Genomic DNA, 18,794 nt, shown 5'->3' with positions numbered 1-18,794 from the left:
GTGCTTGGACGGATTTTGCTGGTGATCAGCGGCCTGGTGGTCGTCGCCTTGTTCACGGCGCTGCTTGCCCCGTTCTTTCTGGATTGGTCCAGCTTCCGCCGCGATTTCGAAGTGCAGGCCAGCCGGATCCTGGGCAAGAAAGTCACCGTCAACGGCACGCTCGATGCACGGCTCCTGCCGTTCCCATCTGTCACCATGACGGATGTACGGGTCGGGCAGGATACCGACGGCCAGCCGATCGTGCAGGTCGAGCAGTTCTCCATGGACATGGAGCTGGCGCCGTTCCTGTCCGGCGAGGCGCGCATTTTCGACATGCGGCTTGACCGTCCCAAGGCCCGGATTCGGGTGCTGCAGGACGGCAGGCTGGATTGGATGCGCGGCAGCCGGGCCGATATCCCGGCCCGCAATGTGGTGCTTGAAGACGTGCATGTCACAGGCGCCCAGATCGACTTCATCGACGAGGCGACTGGCCAGACGCGCCGGGTGACCGGTCTGACCGCCGAGATGTCGGCCAGTTCGCTTGCCGGCCCATGGCGCGCCGAGGGCAATGCATCCCTGGACGGCAATGAGGCGAAATTCTCCTTTGCCAGCGGCGAGCCGGAGGCGGCAAACGCAAGCGTTCCCCTGCGCATGAAGATCTGGCCGGATGCCGCGCCGGTCGAGCTGCAGCTCGATGGGGCGCTGGCGGTCAACGAGCAGAAGCCGGAATACAAGGGTGATTTCAGCCTCAGTTTTCTGGATCAGCCGCTCAATCCCATCCTGCCGCAAGGGGCGGAAAAGCCGGTGCCGCCGCCGCGCACCAAGGGCAAGTTCGAGCTAACCAATGACCGCATCCGCATTCCGCAGTACCGCACCGAAGTGGGTGCGGTCGACAACCCCTATGTGATCACCGGCGAGGGAACGCTGGATACCGGTGAAAGGCCGGAATTCCTGCTGACCGCCGATGGCCAGCAGGTGGATGTCAATCGCCTGACGGCGGACATGATCAAGGGCAAGACGGTTCGCAATCCGCATGTCTCGGCCCAGCAGCGGCTGAACGCGCTGATTGCTGCCGCCGCAAGGGTGCCGATCCCGCAGGTGCCGGGCAAGGCTAGCATACGCTTGCCGGCCATTGTGGCCGACGGCACGACCATTCGCGACGTGAAGCTCGATCTGCGTCCCGCCGGCGGCGGCTGGACGGTGGACAATGCCGTGGCAACCCTGCCTGGCCGCACGCAGGTGGAGGTGCAGGGCACGCTGAAGCTTCTCGACAAGCCCTCCTTTGCCGGCCACATGCTGCTGGCCTCCAACCAGCCCTCCGGCCTGTCCGACTGGCTGACGGGCAAGGTGGACCCGGCCATCCGCCAGTTGAAGGCTGCCGGCTTTTCGGCCTCCGTCAATCTGACGCCCGAGGTCCAGCGCTTCGACAGGCTGGAACTGGCGGTGGGGCCGGCGACCCTGAAGGGGCGGGTCGAGCGTGAATCGGGCGGTGACCGGACCCCGGCGCTCTCGGTGGATCTGACCGGCGATGAGGTGGATCTCGATGCCCTGCGGGCGCTGGCCTCGCTTCTGACCGGCGACGATGCCGGCGAGGATGTGCTGGACCACCGGCTTGCCGCCCATATCAAGGCGGGCCGTCTGACGGCCTTCGGCGTTGCCGCCGCCAAGGTCGAAACCATGCTGGAATTCGGCGATGGCAAGCTGGTTCTGCAGACGCTGTCGGTCGGCGATGCGGCCGGCGCCAGCATCACCGCACGCGGAACGGCGGAAGGCTCGCTGCTCTCCTATGCCGGCAATGGCACGCTGACCCTGCAGAGTGCCGATCCCGGTCCGTTCATTGCCATGCTGCGCGAAAAACTGCCGGACCATCCCGTGCTTCGCCGGCTCGGCCGGGCTGCAGCCTTTTATGCAAAGACGGACCTGACGGCGCAAGTGACGCTGTCGGATGGTGGTCTGGCGGCGTCCGTCAACGGCAGCAGCAATGGCAGCCGGCTGGTCGCGGATGTCAGCCTGCCGAGGCTGTTCGACATTACCGCGGCGACGGAGGTCGATCTCAAGGGGACGCTGGAGAACGCCCAGGCCGCCACGCTGCTCGGGCAGATGGGCCTGACGGTGCTGCCTTTCGACGGGGACAGCGACGCCAAGCTTTCGGTCGCGCTCCAGCAGGCCGGCGATGCGCCGGCCACTGTCGCGGTGACCTATGCCACAGACCGCACAGAGGCTTCGGCCAAGGGAACCGCTTCGCTTGCCGCTGCCAATTTCGGCGAAGGCGCGTTCGACCTCACGCTCAAGAGCCAGGACATCGAGCCAAGTCTGCTGCTTGCCGGTGTCGGACTGCCGCAATTCGGCATCGGGCTGCCGCTCGACATATCCGGCAGGCTCAGCGTTCGGGCGGATGTTCTGGCGGTGGACGATCTTGCAGGACGCATCAACGGCAATGGCATCAGCGGCACGCTCTCCTATGACCGCGCCTCCGCTGCGCCGCGCCTGGCAGGCGATATCGGCCTTGATCTCGTCGATCTCGGCTGGCTGGGGGAGGCGGTCTATGGTCCTTTGACGGATGCGGGGAGCGGGGATCTTTCGGACAAGCCGTTCGCGCTGCCGATCTTTGCCGGGGCGGATGCCGATATCCAGATCCGCGCAAAGAGCCTGCGCGGCTTCGGTCTGCCGCCGGTCGACGATCTGAGCGCGCGGCTTGCCCTGCGCAATGGCGCGATCACGATCGAGGATGCCAAGGGCAATTGGCTGGGCGGCCAGATCGGTGGCCGGCTTGCCATGTCCAACAGCGAAGGGATCGGTCTCTTCCAGACGCGGCTGACCGTTTCAGGCGCCGATCTTGCGCCACTTGTCTGGCAGACGGGTGAGCAGCCGGTCGCCACCGGCCGCATCGGTTTCGAGCTGGCCGCCGAAGCCACCGCCAAGACGCCCGCGGGCCTGCTGGCTGCGGGAAGCGGCTCCGGCGCGCTGCACCTTTCTGACCTGACGCTCAGCCGTCTTCATCCGCAGCTCATGCCCGCCCTGCTTGCGCAGGCCGACCGGATCGAGGGAGATGTGACGGCAGCCAAGGTGGCGCCGCTGGTGGCCGATCTCCTGCATCAGGGTATGGCGGCGATTGGCCGCGTCGATATTCCCTTCACGATGAGTGGCGGCGTGATCCGCATCCAGAATGTCTCGGCGAAGGCTGGTGAGACGGCGCTTTCGGCCGAGTTGCGCGCCGACCTGACGCGTTCGCAGCTGGAGGGTGAGGTTCAGGTCGCCTATTCGCCGGGCGACGAGACCGTGAGCGGCGGCGATCCGGCGGTCCGGCTTGTCTATGAAGGACCGCTTGCCGCGCCTGTGGAGACGATTGACGTATCGGCCATGACGAACTTCCTCTCACTGCGGGCCTTCGAGCGCGAGCGGCGGCAGGTGGAGACCCTGCAGGCGAGCGTTCTGGAAAAGCAGCGTCTGCGCCGCGAAGTGGCGCTTTATGCCTATGAGGACACGCAGCGGCGCCTTGCCCGCGAGAAGGCGGAGGCTGCGGCGCGGCTTCAGGCCGAGGAGGAGGCCCGGCGCGCGGCAGAAGCCGAGGCACGGGCCAAGGCCGAGGAGGAGGCGCGCCGGCAGCAATCCGAAAGCCTGCCTGCGCTCGTCATTCCGCCCGCCGCGCCGCCGACAGGGGACATCTTCCGACAGAACCGCTTCGACTCCGTCGCGCCCAACTGAGCAGAGGCTTGGCCGCCACCGGACTGGCGCGCACCACGCCCGCCTGGATAGGTCGCTCGGGCATGAGCGTCCGCAGGACGGCTGTCTTCGGACAGCTTTCGGGGCACGGCTTCCTGAAGCACGGACTGTCTAGGAAGGGACTTTGGCGCGGTGCGGGAGATGGTCCTGTCGGACGGATATGATCCTGTCAGATCAGGTGTGGCGCAACCGCTCCTTCAAAGACGACAGCACGAAGAGCCTGAGAGCCGAAGAGAGATTGCTGTCTGAAGGCCTTGCATCATCGATTTTCGCGATCAGTCCCGCGAGGCTGACTTGCCGGGCCGCGGCGATCTGCTGCAACTCCTCGAGAAATTCATCTTCCAGCGTGAAGCTGGTGCGGTGGCCGTGAAGGGTCGCGGAATGTTTGCGGATCATTTGTCAGCGGCAGGATCGACGGGGAGCGGCAGGGATCACGTCTCGTCCGTGCCGCCCGGCGCCGCATTGTCGAGCCGGCCCTGATCGTGCGTCTTGCGCGCCTTGTCGTTCAGCGCCCTGGTCAGGGATTTTTCCTGCTTGGTCCGGCCGAAGCTAATTCTGTTCTGCTCCGCTTCCGCCTCTTTTTCCGACCGAGTCCGGGCTTTCCGGGCCAGCCGCAGATTGACGATATCGGCGCTCATCACATCCTCCCAGATCAGACATTTGGACAAGTGGTGCCGGCGGCCTCGGCCGCCTGCCATGGCGGGATCAGTGCTTCTTGCGGAAGGAGTCCAGCGATACCACGGAGCCCTGCTTCTTTTCCTCGTCCGTCTTTGCGTCTTCGTCCTCGGCGGCCGGCTTGGCGGCCACGGCATCCACCGGATAGGCGGTGATTTCGGCGGACTGATCGTCTTCCGCGGTGAGCGGTACTTCGAATTCCAGCTCGAAATTCACTGAAGGATCGTAGAAGCCGCGAATCGCATTGAACGGGATCGAGAGGCGCTCCGGCGTATCGGAGAAGGACAGGCCGATTTCGAAATGCGTATCCTGGACTTTCAGGTCCCAGAACTGGTGCTGGATGACGATGGTCATCTGCTCGGCATATTTCGATTTCAGAGCGGGGGAGATGCGCACGCCCGGCGCGCCGGTCAGGAAGGTAATGAAGAAGTGGTGATCACCCGGCAACCGTCCCGTTGCTGCCACTTCGGACAGAACCTTGCGGATAACGCCGCGCAGAGCGTCCTGCGCCAAGATATCGTAACGGATGTGATCCTGCCCCATAGGTTCTTTCTTCCAATCGAATGTCGTGTGTCAAAGGCGATTTGTTTGCCCGTTATACGGCAGGTCCGGTCCGCGCGGAAGGGCCTTCTGAACCGGCAATCATATCGAGAGGCATTGACGGGATTAGGTGAAGGCTTCTGTTGCCAGGTGCCTTCGGACCCCGCCTCAAGGGGCTAACCAAGAGGACTTAGAGCGGAATTCCCGCACCGCCATTAGGCAGCGAGAGCGTATTCCTTAGCGTTGTTGTCGTTTGCAACTACACTTGTGACCCGATAACGGCGGTATCATGCCGAGCAAAAGTTCGATCTTTACGCCCTTGTCGATCCTATTTCGCCCCCATCAAAAGCCGGTCTGTCCATCAAGGAGCGACCGACCGGTTTTTGGTGGAGGCGCCGGGTACCGCCCCCGGGTCCAATAGGTTTATTACACCGACCGTTTATTGCCATAGCCGGAGCAAGCCCCGGCAAGACTTCATATAGGGGGTTCGGGGGCAATTGAAAAGGGGGCGAGCCGGGTCTGACGCCGCGATTATTGTTCGTGCAGGTGGAGCCTGCCCTCGATGACGGTGCGCACGCCGCCGCCGATCCACAGGCGGTCGCCCTCGCGTTCCACATGCACGCGACCCGAGCGCTGCACCTGCGTGCCCTGCGCGGCGATATAGGCATCCGGTGCCAGACCGGCCGCGACCAGCCAGCTGGCCAGTCCCGCATTCAGGCTGCCGGTGACCGGATCTTCGAAGCCGGCCGCGGTGAAGGCGCGCACTTCGAAATCGCAGCGCCCGGGATCCGACGTCTGCGGATGCGGGCCGACAAGGCCGACGCGGATGCCCTTGATCTTCGAAAAATCCGGGCGGACGGCCAGAACCTCGCTTGCCGAGCGCAGCAGGAGCGCCATCCAGCCGGGTCCGTTATCCACCCAATGCGCCGCGACCACCTGCTCTTGCGTCAGATCAAGCGCCAGCCGGACGCGATCAACGAGGTCCTCTTCCACCGGACCGCTCCGCTTCAGGGGAGGCGCCTGGAAGGCAAGGCCGGAGGCGGCGGGCCGGATCTGGATAAGGCCAGCCTTACATTCCTGGCGAATCAACGGTCCACCCGCGCGGCCGCCGGCTTCCAGCCAGGCATGACAGGAGCCGAGCGTGGGATGGCCGGCAAAGGGCAGTTCCTCGAGCGGCGTGAAGATCCGCAGGCGATAATCGGCATCCGTCCGGGTCGGGCTGAGAAGGAAGGTTGTCTCGCTGAGATTGGTCCAGCGGGCAAAGGCGGCCATTTCCGCATCCGAGAGGCCGTCGGCGCCGTGGACGACAGCGAGCGGATTGCCCGCCAGCCGCTCCTGGCAGAAGACGTCGACCTGACGAAAGGCAAAGCTGGTCATGCATGAACTCCCCGGATGCGGGCCTGCCGCCTTTTGTCGGTGCCATGGAAGAGGCCGTTCCGCAAGACCGGCGCGACGGACGAGAGACGGATTAGTTCTGGATGGCGGCGCTGCGGCCCTTCAACTTCTTCGCCGTCCTCTTTATGATCGAGGCTTCGAGTCTGAAGCGCAGGACAGAAATGAAACAGTATCATGACCTTCTCCGCCACGTGATGGATACGGGCGTCGACCGCGGCGACCGCACCGGTACGGGCACGCGCTCGGTCTTCGGCTATCAGATGCGCTTCGATCTCGCGGAGGGTTTTCCCGTCCTGACGACGAAGAAGCTGCATCTCCGCTCGATCATCCATGAATTGCTGTGGTTCTTGAAGGGCGAGACCAATATTGCCTATCTCAAGGACAATGGGGTCTCCATCTGGGACGAATGGGCGGATGCCAAGGGCGAACTCGGCCCGGTCTACGGCTATCAATGGCGGTCCTGGCCGCGTCCCGAGGGCGGCAGCGTCGACCAGATCGCCAATCTCGTGGAGGGGATCAAGCGCAATCCCAATTCCCGCCGCCACATCGTTTCGGCCTGGAATCCGGCCCAGGTGGATGAGATGGCGCTGCCGCCATGCCACTGCCTCTTCCAGTTCTACGTCTCGAATGGCCGGCTGTCCTGCCAGCTGTACCAGCGCTCCGCCGACATCTTCCTCGGTGTCCCATTCAACATCGCCTCCTATGCCCTGCTGACCATGATGGTGGCGCAGGTGACGGGCCTGGAGCCGGGGGATTTCGTCCACACATTCGGGGATGCCCACATCTATTCCAACCATTTCGAGCAGGCCGAACTGCTTCTGACGCGCACGCCGAAACGCCTGCCGGTGATGGAGATCAATCCGCAGGTAAGCAATATTTTCGGCTTCACCTTCGAGGATTTCAATCTCGTCGGCTATGAGGCCGATCCGCACATCAAGGCGCCGGTGGCCGTATGACGGGGCCGGCCATTCCCCTCGTGCTGATCGCCGCGGTGGCGCAAAACAACGTCATCGGCCGCGACGGTGACATGCCGTGGAAGCTGTCGACGGATCTGAAGCGGTTCAAGCAGATGACGCTCGGCAAGCCGGTGATCGTCGGCCGCAAGACGCTGGAAAGCTTCGGTGGCCGCCCGCTGCCGGGGCGGCCGCATGTGGTGGTGACGCGTGATCCCTCGCGCGCGGTGGAGGGCTGCAGCATGGCTGCCTCGCTCGCGCAAGCAATCGAGACGGCGAGGGGGATTGCGGAAACAACCGGTGCGGACGAGATCTGCGTTATCGGCGGCGGCGAGATCTACGCCCAGGCGATGGATCGGGCCGACAGGCTTTACATCACGCATGTGGAGACCGTGATTGCCGATGGCGACACGGTCTTCCCCGCGATCGACCCTGCGATTTTCGAGAAGGTGGAGGAGAGTGCCGTCCCGGCCGGCGAACGCGATACGTTTCCCACCCGTTTCGCCATCTATCGGCGCCGGACTGCGGCAAACTGAAACAATTCGTTACCTAACACCCGCAAGTCACGTCTTCGCGCGTTGAAAGCGAACCGGCGCATACCTATAACGGGGCAATGACCCGATTGCCGCATTTGTGACGCGGCGCGTCGAGGGGTGGGAGTGACTCGAACAAAGAGGTTTTGATGCCCTGGAGCAATCAGAATGGCGGCGGTCCCTGGGGGGGCGGCGGCAATAATCAGGGGCCATGGGGCCAGGGGCCGAACCGCCCGCGTGGTGGCGGTGGCGGAAATGGCGGTGGCAACGGAGGTCCGCCGGATCTGGAGGATATCATCCGCCGCAGCCAGGACAGGCTGCGCGGTGTGGTTCCGGGCGGTTTCAATGGTGGCGTCTTCGCCATCATCCTCGTCGTGATCGCTGCCTTTGTCGTCTTCCAGTCGGTCTATACCGTGCAGCCGGATGAGCGTGGCGTCGAGCTTCGCTTCGGCAAGCCGAAGGACGAAATTTCCGGACCGGGCCTTCATTATCATTTCTGGCCGTTCGAAACCGTCGAGATCGTCAAGGTCACCGAACAGCAGATCAATATCGGCGCGCGTGGCAATGCCAATTCCAGCGAAGGTCTGATGCTGTCCGGCGACCAGAACATCGTCAACGTGCAGTTCTCGCTGCTGTTCACGGTCACCGATCCGCGTTCCTATCTCTTCAATATCGAAAATCCGAACTCGACATTGCAGCAGGTCGCCGAAAGCGCCATGCGCGAAGTCGTCGGTCGCCGCCCGGCGCAGGACGTCTTCCGCGACAACCGCGAGCAGATCTCCACCGAAGTGCGCGATATCATCCAGGGCACCATGGACACCTACGGATCCGGCGTTGCCATCAATGCCGTGCCGATCGAGGATGCGGCGCCGCCGCGCGAAGTGGCCGATGCCTTCGAAGAAGTGCAGCGCGCCGAACAGGATGAGGACCGCTTCGTCGAAGAGGCCAACCAGTATGCCAACCAGAAACTGGGTCAGGCACGCGGCCAGGCGGCCCAGGTGCGCGAAGAGGCGTCTGCTTACAAGGATCGCGTCGTCAACGAGGCGACCGGTGAGGCCCAGCGCTTCCTGTCCATCTACGATGCCTACAGGACAGCACCCGACGTAACCCGCGAGCGCATCTTCCTCGAAACCATGGAGCAGGTTCTGAAGAACTCCAACAAGATCATCCTGGATGACAAGCAGGGTGTCGTTCCGTATCTGCCGCTCAACGAGCTCACCCGCCAGGGCAATCCCCAGGCCGGCGGCGCCGTCAATCAGGGAGGCCGGCCGTGAACGCCAATCGTCTTCCAGCCATCCTGATCGGCCTCGCCGTCATCCTCTTCCTGGTCTATTCCTCGGTCTTCGTTGTGAATGCCAAGCAGCAGGCCATCGTGCTGCGCTTCGGCCAGATCCAGGACGTCAAGACCGAGCCCGGCATCTACTTCAAGCTGCCCTTCGCCTTCATGGATGCCGATCGCGTCCAGTATGTCGAGGACCGGGCACTGCGGCTCGATCTGGACAATATCCGCGTTCAGGTCCGTGGCGGCGCCTTCTACGAGGTCGATGCCTTCGTCGTCTACCGCATTACCGATGCGCGTCGTTTCCGCGAAACCGTTTCCGGCGATCGCGAATCGGCCGAATCGCGCCTGCGCACCCGTCTCGACGCGGCGCTCCGCCGGGTCTACGGTCTGCGAGACTTCAGCGCCGCCCTGTCGGATGAGCGCTCGTCGATGATGCAGGAGGTCCGCAACGATCTGCAGGCCGCTGCCGAATCGCTCGGTCTGAGCGTTCGCGACGTGCGTATCCGCCGGACCGACCTGACGCGGGAAGTCTCGCAGCAGACCTATCAGCGCATGAAGGCCGAACGTCTTGCCGAAGCCGAGCTGATCCGCGCCCGCGGTAACGAGCAGGGCCAGAGGCGTCGCGCCATTGCCGATCGCCAGGTGGTGGAGCTTGTCTCCGAAGCGCAGCGGGATTCGGAAATTCTCCGCGGTGAGGGCGATGCCGAACGCAACCGCATCTTCGGCGAAGCCTTCTCCCGCGATCCGGACTTCTTCGAGTTCTATCGGTCCATGCGCGCCTATGTCGGGGCATTGTCGGATACCGGCACGACCATGGTGCTGAGCCCGGACTCGCAGTTCTTCCGCTTCTTCAACCAAAGCTCTGCAGCGCCAGGCCCGCTTCCGGCCGAGGTTCCGGGTCAGGTTGAAGGTCAGGACGGTGGCGCCGCCGCGCCGGCGCAGGGCACTGCGCCCGTAGCCCCAGGTGCCACTCCGCCTGCGGCACCGGCGGCTCCGGCTGTCCCCGGAACGCCAGCGGCACCGGCTGGCGGCACGCGGCCCTGAGGCTGTGCGCAGACAAGCGTCAAGGATTGGCAAGGGGTGGCGAAAGCCGCCCCTTTTCATTGGAGCCACCACGATCTTCTGGGGACTCACGAAAAGGTAACTTCCCCTGTCTTCATTCCGCCTTATCTTTCAGAAAATCTGCCGTCTTTTGAACCAAGGAAGCCTGATGGTGAACTCCCTCCGAACGTCGCTCAGACAGGGCTCGGCAAGCCTGATGGCGTTGACCATGCTCGTTGCCGCTGCCGCTCCCGCATCGGCGCAAAATCCCGGGCCTGTGGCGCCTGTCCCGCCTGCGGCCCCGGCTCCTGCTGCTCCGCTTCCCGCTCCTCCGGCTCCCCCGGCTCAGGCACCCTCTGCTCAGGCACCCTCTGTTCAGGTGCCGGGCGGCCCGGCGATCGGATCTGGTCCGGCCTCGGTTGCAGGTCTGGCGGAAGGCCTGCTGGATGCGGTGGTAAACATCTCCACCTCGCAGAGCGTCAAATCCGGGACCGGCGGACCAAAGCCGGTCGTGCCGGAAGGCTCGCCCTTCCAGGAATTCTTCGACGATTTTTTCGATGGCGAGAACAAGGAACAGGGCAACCGCAAGGTCAATTCGCTCGGCTCCGGCTTCGTCATCGATCCGTCCGGCTATGTGGTGACGAACAACCACGTCATCGAAGGCGCCGATGATATCGAGGTCATCTTTCCGAACGGCAACAAGCTGAAGGCCAAGCTCGTCGGCACCGACACGAAGACCGATCTGTCGGTGCTCAAGGTCGAACCGAAGGCGCCTCTGACGGCGGTGAAATTCGGCGATTCCAGGAAGATGCGGATCGGCGACTGGGTTATGGCGATCGGCAACCCCTTCGGCCTCGGCGGATCGGTGACGGTCGGCATCATCTCCGCTCGCGGACGCAACATCAATGCCGGACCCTATGACAATTTCATCCAGACCGACGCCGCCATCAACAAGGGCAATTCCGGCGGTCCGCTGTTCAACATGACGGGCGAGGTGATCGGCATCAACACCGCCATCATTTCGCCGAGCGGCGGTTCGATCGGCATCGGTTTTGCGGTGCCGACGGAGCTTGCCCAGAATATCGTGCAGCAGCTGATCGAATTCGGCGAGACCCGCAGAGGCTGGCTCGGCGTTCGCATCCAGCCGGTAACCGACGATATTGCCGAGAGCCTCGGGCTCGACAAATCGCAGGGAGCGCTGGTGTCCGGCGTGATCAAAGGCGGTCCGGTGGATAATGGCGTCATCAAGTCGGGCGATGTGATCCTGACCTTCGACGGCAAGGCGGTGAAGGAAATGCGCGACCTGCCGCTGGCGGTGGCCGAAAGCCCGGTCGGCAAGGAGGTCGATGTCGTGATCCTGCGGGACGGCCAGCAGCAGACCGTGAAGGTCACGCTTGGCCGCCTGGAGGATTCGGCCGAGGCCGAGACGGAGGAGGCCGCGCCCGAGACCGAAGGCGATACGCCCGATCAGCAGGCGGATCCAGGTCAGGCCGAGGCGGAAGCGTCTGCGCAGATCTACGGCATGACCGTGGCCATGCTGGACGACGAAAAGCAGAAGAGCCTCGGCATTGCCGATAGCGTCGAAGGCGTGGTGATCACCGAAGTTGCCGCCGGTTCGCCCGCCGCCGAAAAAGGCCTCAAGCCGGGCGAGGTCATCGTCGAGATCGGCCAGGAATTCATGCAGACGCCGGGCGATGTCGTGGCGCGTCTGGATGCGCTGAAGGGCGAGGGGCGCCGCAATGCGCATGTGATGATCGCCAATCCGGCGGGCGAATTGCGCTTCGTCGCGCTGCCGCTCGAATAGGCGTTATGATGATCGTCCGGTCTTCACTCGGCTGAAGACCGGGCTTTCGTGCCCCCGGCGACATAGGTGACATGCCGCTTGAGATGCGGATGGGTGTCTGGAACGCGCGGATGGTCGAAATCCCGCTCCGGGCAGGCCACCATGCCGATGCGTTGCATGACGGCTGTCGAGCGGACATTGCCGGCAACGGCGAAAGAGACGATCTCCGGCAGGCGCAGCTGGTTGAAACCATGATGCAGCAGCGCCTGCGCCGCTTCGGTCACGTAGCCATTGCCCCAGAAGCGGGTGGCCAGGCGCCAACCGATCTCGATCGTGTCGATCGGGAAAATGGCCGGCATATTCGCGGGCGCAAGACCGCAAAAGCCAACCGCCTCGCCGAAATCCTTCACCTCCACGGCGTAGAAGCCGAGGCCGTCTTCGCGGATCATCGCGTTCACCCGCTCGAACAGCAGGTCGGCTTCCGCATAGGTGCGGCGGAAGGGGAAGAACTCCATGACCTTCGGATCGGCATTGATCTCCCGGAACAGGTTGCGATCCTCTTCCAGCCAGCTGCGCAAGCGCAGCCGCGGCGTTTCGAGAATGATGCGGGGCAAGGCGGGATCGGTCACGGCGCGACGAAGTCCGTCTTGCGATAGCCCTGGATGTAGAGAAGCGCCGTCAGATCGGCATGGTCGATGCGCATCCTGGCCTGTGCGGCAACCATGGGCTTGGCGTGCAGCGCAACGCCCGCACCGGCAAGCCCCAGCATTCCGAGATCATTGGCGCCGTCGCCCACCGCCATGGCCTCGTCCGGGGAAATGCCGCGCTCGGCGCAAATGCCGGCCAGGGCATCCACCTTGGCCTGTTTGCCGAGGATCGGTTCGGCCACTTCACCGGTGAGAATGCCGTCCGACTCCAGGAGGATATTGGCGCGGTTCTCGTGGAAGCCGAGCATTTCGGCAATGCGGCGGGTAAAGACGGTGAAGCCGCCGGAAACCAAAGCCGTGTAATAGCCCTTGGCGCGCATGGTCGCGATCAGTTCCGGGCCGCCCGATGTCAGCGTGATGCGTTTCTCGATGACGTCGTCCACCACCGAGATCGGCAGGCCCTTCAGAAGCGCGACACGCTCGCGCAGCGCCGGTTCGAAGGCGATCTCGCCATTCATGGCGCGGGCGGTGATCGCCGAGACCTGATCCTTCAGGCCGACCAGATCCGCCAGTTCATCGATGCATTCCTGGCCGATCATGGTCGAATCCATGTCGGCAATCAGGAAGGACTTGCGGCGGCTCTCGGCCTCCTGCACCACGAGATCGATCGGCCGGTTGCCGATGAGGGCTCGCAGAGTGGCCTCCGCAGCCTGCGCATCGGCCCCGTCCCGCAAGGCGATATCGCAGGCAATGCCGTCGGCCAGCCAGTAGAGGCCGGAGGCATTGGCGGCATTGGCGGCCTCTTCCCCCAGGCTTCCATCGAGAATGGGATTTGACGGATGGGCGATGAGCGTGGCAACGAGAGCCATGATGAAAAACCTTCGGGCAAATTGCGAGGCCATCCTGATAACCGGGCCGACGGCAGGCGGCAAGTCGGCGCTGGCTCTCGATCTTGCGGAACGGCATGACGGCGTCATCATCAATGCCGACAGCATGCAGGTCTACGACACGCTCCGCGTGCTGACGGCGCGCCCATCAGAGGCGGAATTGGCCTGGGCGCCGCATCGTTTATACGGTCATGTCGCGGCGACCACGGCCTATTCGACCGGCGACTGGCTGCGGGATGTGGAGAGACTGCTGGCCGAGGTGCGGAGAGAGAAAAAGCTGCCGATCATCATCGGCGGTACCGGCCTGTATTTCAAGGCGCTGACCGGCGGCCTCTCCGATATGCCGTCCATTCGGGACGAGCTTCGCCAGACCCTGCGCGCAAGGCTGTCATCGGAGGGGGCGGAAGCGCTCCATCGCGAGCTGGCAGAGGCCGATCCCGCCGTTGCGACGCGGCTGCAGCCGTCCGACGGGCAGCGGATCATACGCGCTTTGGAAGTGTTGGCGGCCACGGGACAGTCGATTTCCAGTTTCCAGCAGCGGCAAGGCCCCATGCTTGTCGATCCGGAGCGCGCCGAGAAGATCGTCGTGCTTCCCGAGCGTCAATGGCTGCATCAGCGGATCGACCAGCGCTTTGCCTTGATGCTGGAGCAGGGCGCGGTGGAGGAGGTCGAGGCGCTGCTTGCGCTTTCGCCGGCGCCGGACCTGCCGGTGATGAAGGCGATCGGCGTGGCTGAAATCGCCGCCATGCTTCAGGGCAAAATGCGCCGGGAGCTGGTGATCGAGCGCGGCCAGGCATTGACCCGGCAATATGCCAAGCGGCAGATGACCTGGTTCCGCAATCAGATGGACGAGAGCTGGCGCCGCATCGATCCCTCTTCGCCTTCGGACTGACGGTCAAGAATGGCTGCGATGGCATCCGGCCGCACGGGCGACCACGCTCGGATGCTGCGGCCTTTGCGGCCGCGGCGGGTGAGACTTCTCGTTAATCCTTGTCGTAAAGACTGCTCAACGGCTTGCGCAACAGTCTCTCGCGCAGCGAGCCTGCGCCTTCGCGGCGCAGGAGAGACGAGCGCGGGCTCACCTCGTCGGTATCACGCAACCTTGCTGCCTGTGGCGTCATGCCGGAGCCGGGAGACAACCCGGCGGACGGGGCGGGCGACGTTCCAGGCTGCGGGCCGGGCAGAGAGCCAGGCAAGGAGTTCGTCGCAGGATGGGAGAAGGCGCCGGAGGCCGCCTGGGGCTGGCTCACGTCGCGCCGGATGATCCGGTTCTCCGCTGCAGGCGGATAGCTGCTGGCGCGACTACCCGGCAGCATGTCGGGCCGATAGGGTTCGAGCCCAGGCTGAGCGGCGGATGGCGACGCATCCGAACCGAGTTCGGTGCGCCAGCGGGCAAGTTCGGCATCATCGGCAGCAAGGTCCAGCGCGGCGCGCTGCTCGCCATCGGCGGCCGACAGGGACTTCTGGAAGTTGCTGATATCGGGACCGGACACGGCCCGCATGCGGGACACCACCTTGCGCAGGTCGACATTGTCCGGCGTGATCTCGCTGCCCTTGTCGGATACGCCGTTGGCTTTCGGCAGGCGATCCTGATCCACCCGGGCAAAGCGCATGCGCATCGGAACGCTGATGGCTTCGCCGAAGGCGATCGCCTCGCCATTGCCGATCGACGACAGGAAGCTCATCGTCGACAGCGAGGAATTGGGAATGGCCGAGCGGATGATCTCCTGGTCGCTATCGTTTGACAGCCGCATGGCAAAGACGGTGGAGCACTGCGACAGGATGGTCTGGTCCAGTTCCCCCGGACGCTGCGTGATGACGCCGAGCGAGACGCCGTATTTCCGGCCCTCCTTGGCGATGCGGGCAATGGCCTGGCGGGTGGGGAAGAAGCCGAGTTCGCGATCAGCAGGCACGTAGCGGTGTGCCTCTTCGCACACGACCAGCATGTGAATGGCGCCTTCGCTCCACAAGGCCAGTTCGAACGACATGCGGCAGAGAATGGAGGCGACCGAATTGACGATTTCCGACGGAATGCCCGCCAGCTGGAAGATCGAGATCGGCTTGTCGCCGCCCGGTATGCGGAAGATATGCGCAATGGTCTCCATGATCGTATCGTTGATCGTGTTGTTGGAGAACATGAAATGGTAGCGCGGATCGTTGATCGCCGCCATGATGCGCACTTTCAGCGAGCGCAGGATCGGCTTTTCGGCGCGTCCCTCGAGCCGGCCGATGCGTTCATCGACCAGCGCCAGGAGATCCGCCATGCGGTAGGGAACAGGCGTGTCGGCGGTGACGGAGCTTTTCTCCGTCGTGCGCCGCATCAGCGGGTTGTCGCTGCCGCGGAAGGCGCGCTTGGCCTCCGGAATGAGGTCGCGCAGGACGTCGAGCTCTTCCGGCACGGGCGGGCGTCCGCGAAACAGCACTTCGGCGAATTCTTCGAGCCGCATCAGCCAGAAGGGCAGATCCAGCGTATCGGTATCGATGACCACGGATCGGGCCGGAAAGGCGGCGGCGAATTCATTGTGCGGATCGAGGATCAAGACCCGCAGCTTCGGATCGGCTTCAATTGCCTTGTGCAGAAGCAGCGAGACGGCCGTCGACTTGCCGACGCCGGTGGATCCGACGATGGCGAAGTGCTTCGACAGCATGGAGGGGATGTGGATCGTCGCGTCGATCGAATCATCCTGGGTGAGCGAGCCGATCACGCAGGTATCCGATTTTCCGGTGTCGTAGATCCGCATGAGATCGGTCGAGCGGATACGGTGCGCGATCGCGCCGAGATGCGGATAGCGCGAAATGCCGCGGGTGAAGCGCTCGCTGCCATCCAGGCCGACCTGCACTTCGCCCAGCAGCTCAACCTCGATATGAAACTCGTTGTCATGGCCTTCCAGCCAGGATTGGGAGCCCGTCGACATCGAGCAGGTGAGGGCGACGACGCGGTTCTGGCCGACGCCGATCGAGATCAGGCGGCCGACGGACCACAATTCGGCCATATCGGTCGAGCCATGTTCCGCAATCGCGGCAATGGTGGCACGCGCGCCCGAACAGGCGACGACGCGGCCCAGCATGCGGTTGCGGGGATGCATGGCATCGCGGCGTTCCTGTTCGCCGGCGGACGGGGATTGGTGCAACTCGTGATTACGCAATGGTCGGCCCCTGTCATCGGGCTAATGCTGTGGCTGAACCGCCAAACACACACTCTCTGTTGGCCCGTGACTATAGGTCTGGGGGCTTAACAACTTCTTTCTCATCAGGATTTTGTCTTCTGCGCGGTGATTTTCATGCATCATGAACCCCGCCATGCGCGCCGGCTGCTGCAATCGGCGGCAGTGGCTGATGTTTTATTGCGCAATTCCATTGACCTTTGGAAATTTTCTGGCTAACAGTTTCCGCATGATCGTATCGAACGCACTTATTGTGGTGGGAAGGCGCATGGGCAGGACGGTGTAACCGTCCGGCGACAGCCACCCATGCGCTACCGAAGGCTCCTCAAGGGGCCTTTTTTTATGCCTTCAATCTGGCTTCGGCCTCGTGACAAATCAAAATCAGACGGACACTTTGATATGACGGGTACAGACAATCGGATGACAGGGGCGGAAATCGTTCTGAAAGCCCTCAAGGACAACGGTGTCGAGCACATCTTCGGTTATCCGGGTGGTGCCGTCCTGCCGATCTATGACGAAATCTTCCAGCAGGACGACATTCAGCACATTCTCGTCCGTCATGAGCAGGGTGCCGGTCACGCCGCGGAAGGCTATGCCCGGTCCACCGGCAAGGTCGGCGTCATGCTGGTCACCTCCGGCCCCGGCGCCACCAATGCGGTGACGCCGCTGCAGGATGCGCTGATGGATTCCATCCCGCTCGTCTGCCTGACCGGTCAGGTTCCCACGACGCTGATCGGCTCGGATGCCTTCCAGGAATGCGATACCGTCGGCATCACGCGGCCCTGCACCAAGCACAACTGGCTCGTCAAGGACGTCAACGAGCTGGCATCGATCATCCATGAGGCCTTCCGCATTGCCCAGACCGGCCGTCCGGGCCCGGTCGTCGTCGATATTCCGAAGGACATCCAGTTCGCCACCGGCACCTATACGCCCCGCAGCGCCCATGTTGCCGAGAAAAGCTACCGGCCTAAGGTCGACGGGGATCTGAACGCCATCCAGGCGGCCGTCGAACTGATGGCGTCGGCACGGCGCCCGGTCTTCTATACCGGCGGCGGCGTCGTCAATTCCGGTCCGGCGGCCACGGCGCTCCTGCGGGAACTGGTGGAACTGACCGATTTTCCCATCACCTCCACGCTGATGGGACTCGGCTCCTACCCGGCATCCGGCAAGAACTGGCTCGGCATGCTCGGCATGCACGGTTCCTACGAGGCCAATATGGCCATGCATGACTGTGATGTCATGGTCTGCATCGGCGCGCGCTTCGACGACCGGATCACCGGCCGGCTGAATGCTTTCTCGCCGAATTCCCGCAAGATCCATATCGATATCGATCCGTCCTCGATCAACAAGAATGTCCGCGTCGATATCCCGATCATCGGCGATGTCGGCCGGGTTCTGGAGGATATGGTGCGGCTGTGGCGTGCCCAGGCGAAAAAGCCGGAAAAGGCGCAGCTGGCCGAATGGCATCAGCAGGTCGATCGCTGGCGGGGGCGCAATTCCTTCGCCTACAAGAATTCCAGCGACGTCATCATGCCGCAATACGCCATCCAGCGGCTCTATGAGGCCAGCAAGGGGCGCGATACCTATGTGACGACGGAAGTCGGCCAGCATCAGATGTGGGCGGCGCAATTCTTCGGCTTCGAGGAACCCAATCGCTGGATGACCTCCGGCGGGCTCGGCACCATGGGCTATGGCCTGCCGGCCGCCATTGGCGTCCAGGTCGCGCATCCGGAGGCGCTGGTCATCGACATTGCCGGCGATGCCTCGATCCAGATGTGCATTCAGGAAATGTCCTGCGCCATCCAGCATAATCTGCCGGTGAAGATCTTCATCCTGAACAACCAGTATATGGGCATGGTGCGCCAGTGGCAGCAGCTTCTGCATGGCAACCGGCTGTCCAATTCCTATACCGAGGCCATGCCGGATTTCGTCAAACTGGCAGAGGCTTATGGCGCTGTCGGACTGTCCTGTGACAATCCGAAGAAACTCGACGACACGATTGCGGAAATGATCGCCGTCAAGAAGCCGGTCATCTTCGATTGCCGTGTGGCCAATCTCGCCAACTGCTTCCCGATGATCCCGTCCGGCAAGGCTCACAACGAGATGCTGCTGCCGGATGAGGCGACCGATGAAGCCGTCGCAACCGCCATCGACGCCAAGGGCCGCCAGCTGGTTTGAGCCGCCGGCTCGTT

General features: G+C 63.5%; 15 protein-coding genes and 1 other RNA gene. 8 read left to right on the top strand and 8 right to left on the bottom strand.

What is annotated here, in order from left to right; genetic code table 11:
• The gene (locus tag QTJ18_RS15200) at positions 1 to 3,684 is read left to right on the top strand and encodes an AsmA family protein (protein WP_252751031.1); all 3,684 of its coding nucleotides are present in this window, start codon (positions 1 to 3) and stop codon (positions 3,682 to 3,684) included.
• 192 nt (positions 3,685 to 3,876) lie between these two features.
• On the opposite strand, the gene QTJ18_RS15195 is transcribed toward QTJ18_RS15200, so the two are convergent.
• The 5 genes from QTJ18_RS15195 to QTJ18_RS15175 form a co-directional block, all read right to left on the bottom strand.
• Positions 3,877 to 4,098, bottom strand: coding sequence for a ribbon-helix-helix domain-containing protein (locus tag QTJ18_RS15195; protein ID WP_252751030.1), 222 nt, complete (start codon positions 4,096 to 4,098; stop codon positions 3,877 to 3,879).
• A gap of 35 nt (positions 4,099 to 4,133) precedes the next feature.
• The gene (locus QTJ18_RS15190) at positions 4,134 to 4,340 is read right to left on the bottom strand and encodes a DUF4169 family protein (RefSeq protein ID WP_252751029.1); all 207 of its coding nucleotides are present in this window, start codon (positions 4,338 to 4,340) and stop codon (positions 4,134 to 4,136) included.
• Between the two features lie 67 nt (positions 4,341 to 4,407).
• A complete protein-coding gene (locus tag QTJ18_RS15185; protein ID WP_252751028.1) occupies positions 4,408 to 4,920 on the bottom strand; it encodes an SspB family protein in 513 nt (170 codons plus the stop codon).
• Between the two features lie 126 nt (positions 4,921 to 5,046).
• Positions 5,047 to 5,425, bottom strand: a transfer-messenger RNA (tmRNA) gene (ssrA, locus tag QTJ18_RS15180).
• Between the two features lie 23 nt (positions 5,426 to 5,448).
• Positions 5,449 to 6,294, bottom strand: a complete 846-nt coding sequence (locus QTJ18_RS15175; RefSeq protein ID WP_252751027.1) for a PhzF family phenazine biosynthesis protein — start codon at positions 6,292 to 6,294, stop codon at positions 5,449 to 5,451.
• A 179-nt stretch (positions 6,295 to 6,473) separates the two neighbouring features.
• Here QTJ18_RS15175 and QTJ18_RS15170 point away from each other — a divergent pair, with 179 nt between their 5' ends.
• From QTJ18_RS15170 to QTJ18_RS15150, 5 genes are all read left to right on the top strand, one after another.
• Entirely contained in the window at positions 6,474 to 7,268 is a 795-nt protein-coding gene (locus QTJ18_RS15170) for a thymidylate synthase (protein ID WP_252751026.1), read from the top strand.
• A complete protein-coding gene (locus tag QTJ18_RS15165) occupies positions 7,265 to 7,801 on the top strand; it encodes a dihydrofolate reductase (RefSeq protein WP_252751025.1) in 537 nt (178 codons plus the stop codon). Before QTJ18_RS15170 ends, QTJ18_RS15165 begins: the two co-directional genes overlap by 4 nt.
• 146 nt (positions 7,802 to 7,947) lie before the next feature.
• On the top strand, positions 7,948 to 9,072 hold the full coding sequence (gene hflK, locus QTJ18_RS15160) for an FtsH protease activity modulator HflK (protein WP_252751024.1): 1,125 nt from the start codon (positions 7,948 to 7,950) through the stop codon (positions 9,070 to 9,072).
• On the top strand, positions 9,069 to 10,124 hold the full coding sequence (hflC, locus tag QTJ18_RS15155) for a protease modulator HflC (protein WP_252751023.1): 1,056 nt from the start codon (positions 9,069 to 9,071) through the stop codon (positions 10,122 to 10,124). Before hflK ends, hflC begins: the two co-directional genes overlap by 4 nt.
• 166 nt (positions 10,125 to 10,290) lie before the next feature.
• Positions 10,291 to 11,925: a Do family serine endopeptidase gene (locus QTJ18_RS15150; protein ID WP_252751022.1), complete on the top strand. Its 1,635-nt coding sequence runs from the start codon at positions 10,291 to 10,293 to the stop codon at positions 11,923 to 11,925.
• Positions 11,926 to 11,948: 23 nt separating this feature from the next.
• On the opposite strand, the gene QTJ18_RS15145 is transcribed toward QTJ18_RS15150, so the two are convergent.
• Together QTJ18_RS15145 and serB are read right to left on the bottom strand one after the other, a co-directional pair.
• Positions 11,949 to 12,533 (bottom strand): GNAT family N-acetyltransferase, encoded by a 585-nt coding sequence (locus QTJ18_RS15145; protein ID WP_252751021.1) that lies wholly within the window; start codon positions 12,531 to 12,533, stop codon positions 11,949 to 11,951.
• Entirely contained in the window at positions 12,530 to 13,420 is an 891-nt protein-coding gene (gene serB, locus QTJ18_RS15140; protein WP_252751020.1) for a phosphoserine phosphatase SerB, read from the bottom strand. Before serB ends, QTJ18_RS15145 begins: the two co-directional genes overlap by 4 nt.
• Between serB and miaA the strand changes: the two genes are divergently transcribed.
• Positions 13,419 to 14,330: a tRNA (adenosine(37)-N6)-dimethylallyltransferase MiaA gene (gene miaA / locus QTJ18_RS15135; protein WP_252751019.1), complete on the top strand. Its 912-nt coding sequence runs from the start codon at positions 13,419 to 13,421 to the stop codon at positions 14,328 to 14,330. The two genes, serB and miaA, sit on opposite strands and share 2 nt — an antisense overlap.
• Before the next feature lie 91 nt (positions 14,331 to 14,421).
• Here the strand turns inward: miaA and QTJ18_RS15130 are convergent, their stop codons facing one another.
• Positions 14,422 to 16,524 carry an ATP-binding protein gene (locus QTJ18_RS15130; RefSeq protein ID WP_489667171.1) on the bottom strand — a complete coding sequence of 701 codons (2,103 nt, stop codon included), beginning with the start codon at positions 16,522 to 16,524 and terminating at the stop codon, positions 14,422 to 14,424.
• Between the two features lie 498 nt (positions 16,525 to 17,022).
• Here QTJ18_RS15130 and QTJ18_RS15125 point away from each other — a divergent pair, with 498 nt between their 5' ends.
• The gene (locus QTJ18_RS15125; RefSeq protein ID WP_252751347.1) at positions 17,023 to 18,780 is read left to right on the top strand and encodes an acetolactate synthase 3 large subunit; all 1,758 of its coding nucleotides are present in this window, start codon (positions 17,023 to 17,025) and stop codon (positions 18,778 to 18,780) included.
• Positions 18,781 to 18,794 lie beyond the last annotated feature (14 nt).

Source organism: Rhizobium sp. SSA_523 (assembly GCF_030435705.1).
Taxonomy (GTDB): Bacteria; Pseudomonadota; Alphaproteobacteria; order Rhizobiales; family Rhizobiaceae; genus Neorhizobium.
This window is presented reverse-complemented; position numbering and strand designations above follow the sequence as displayed.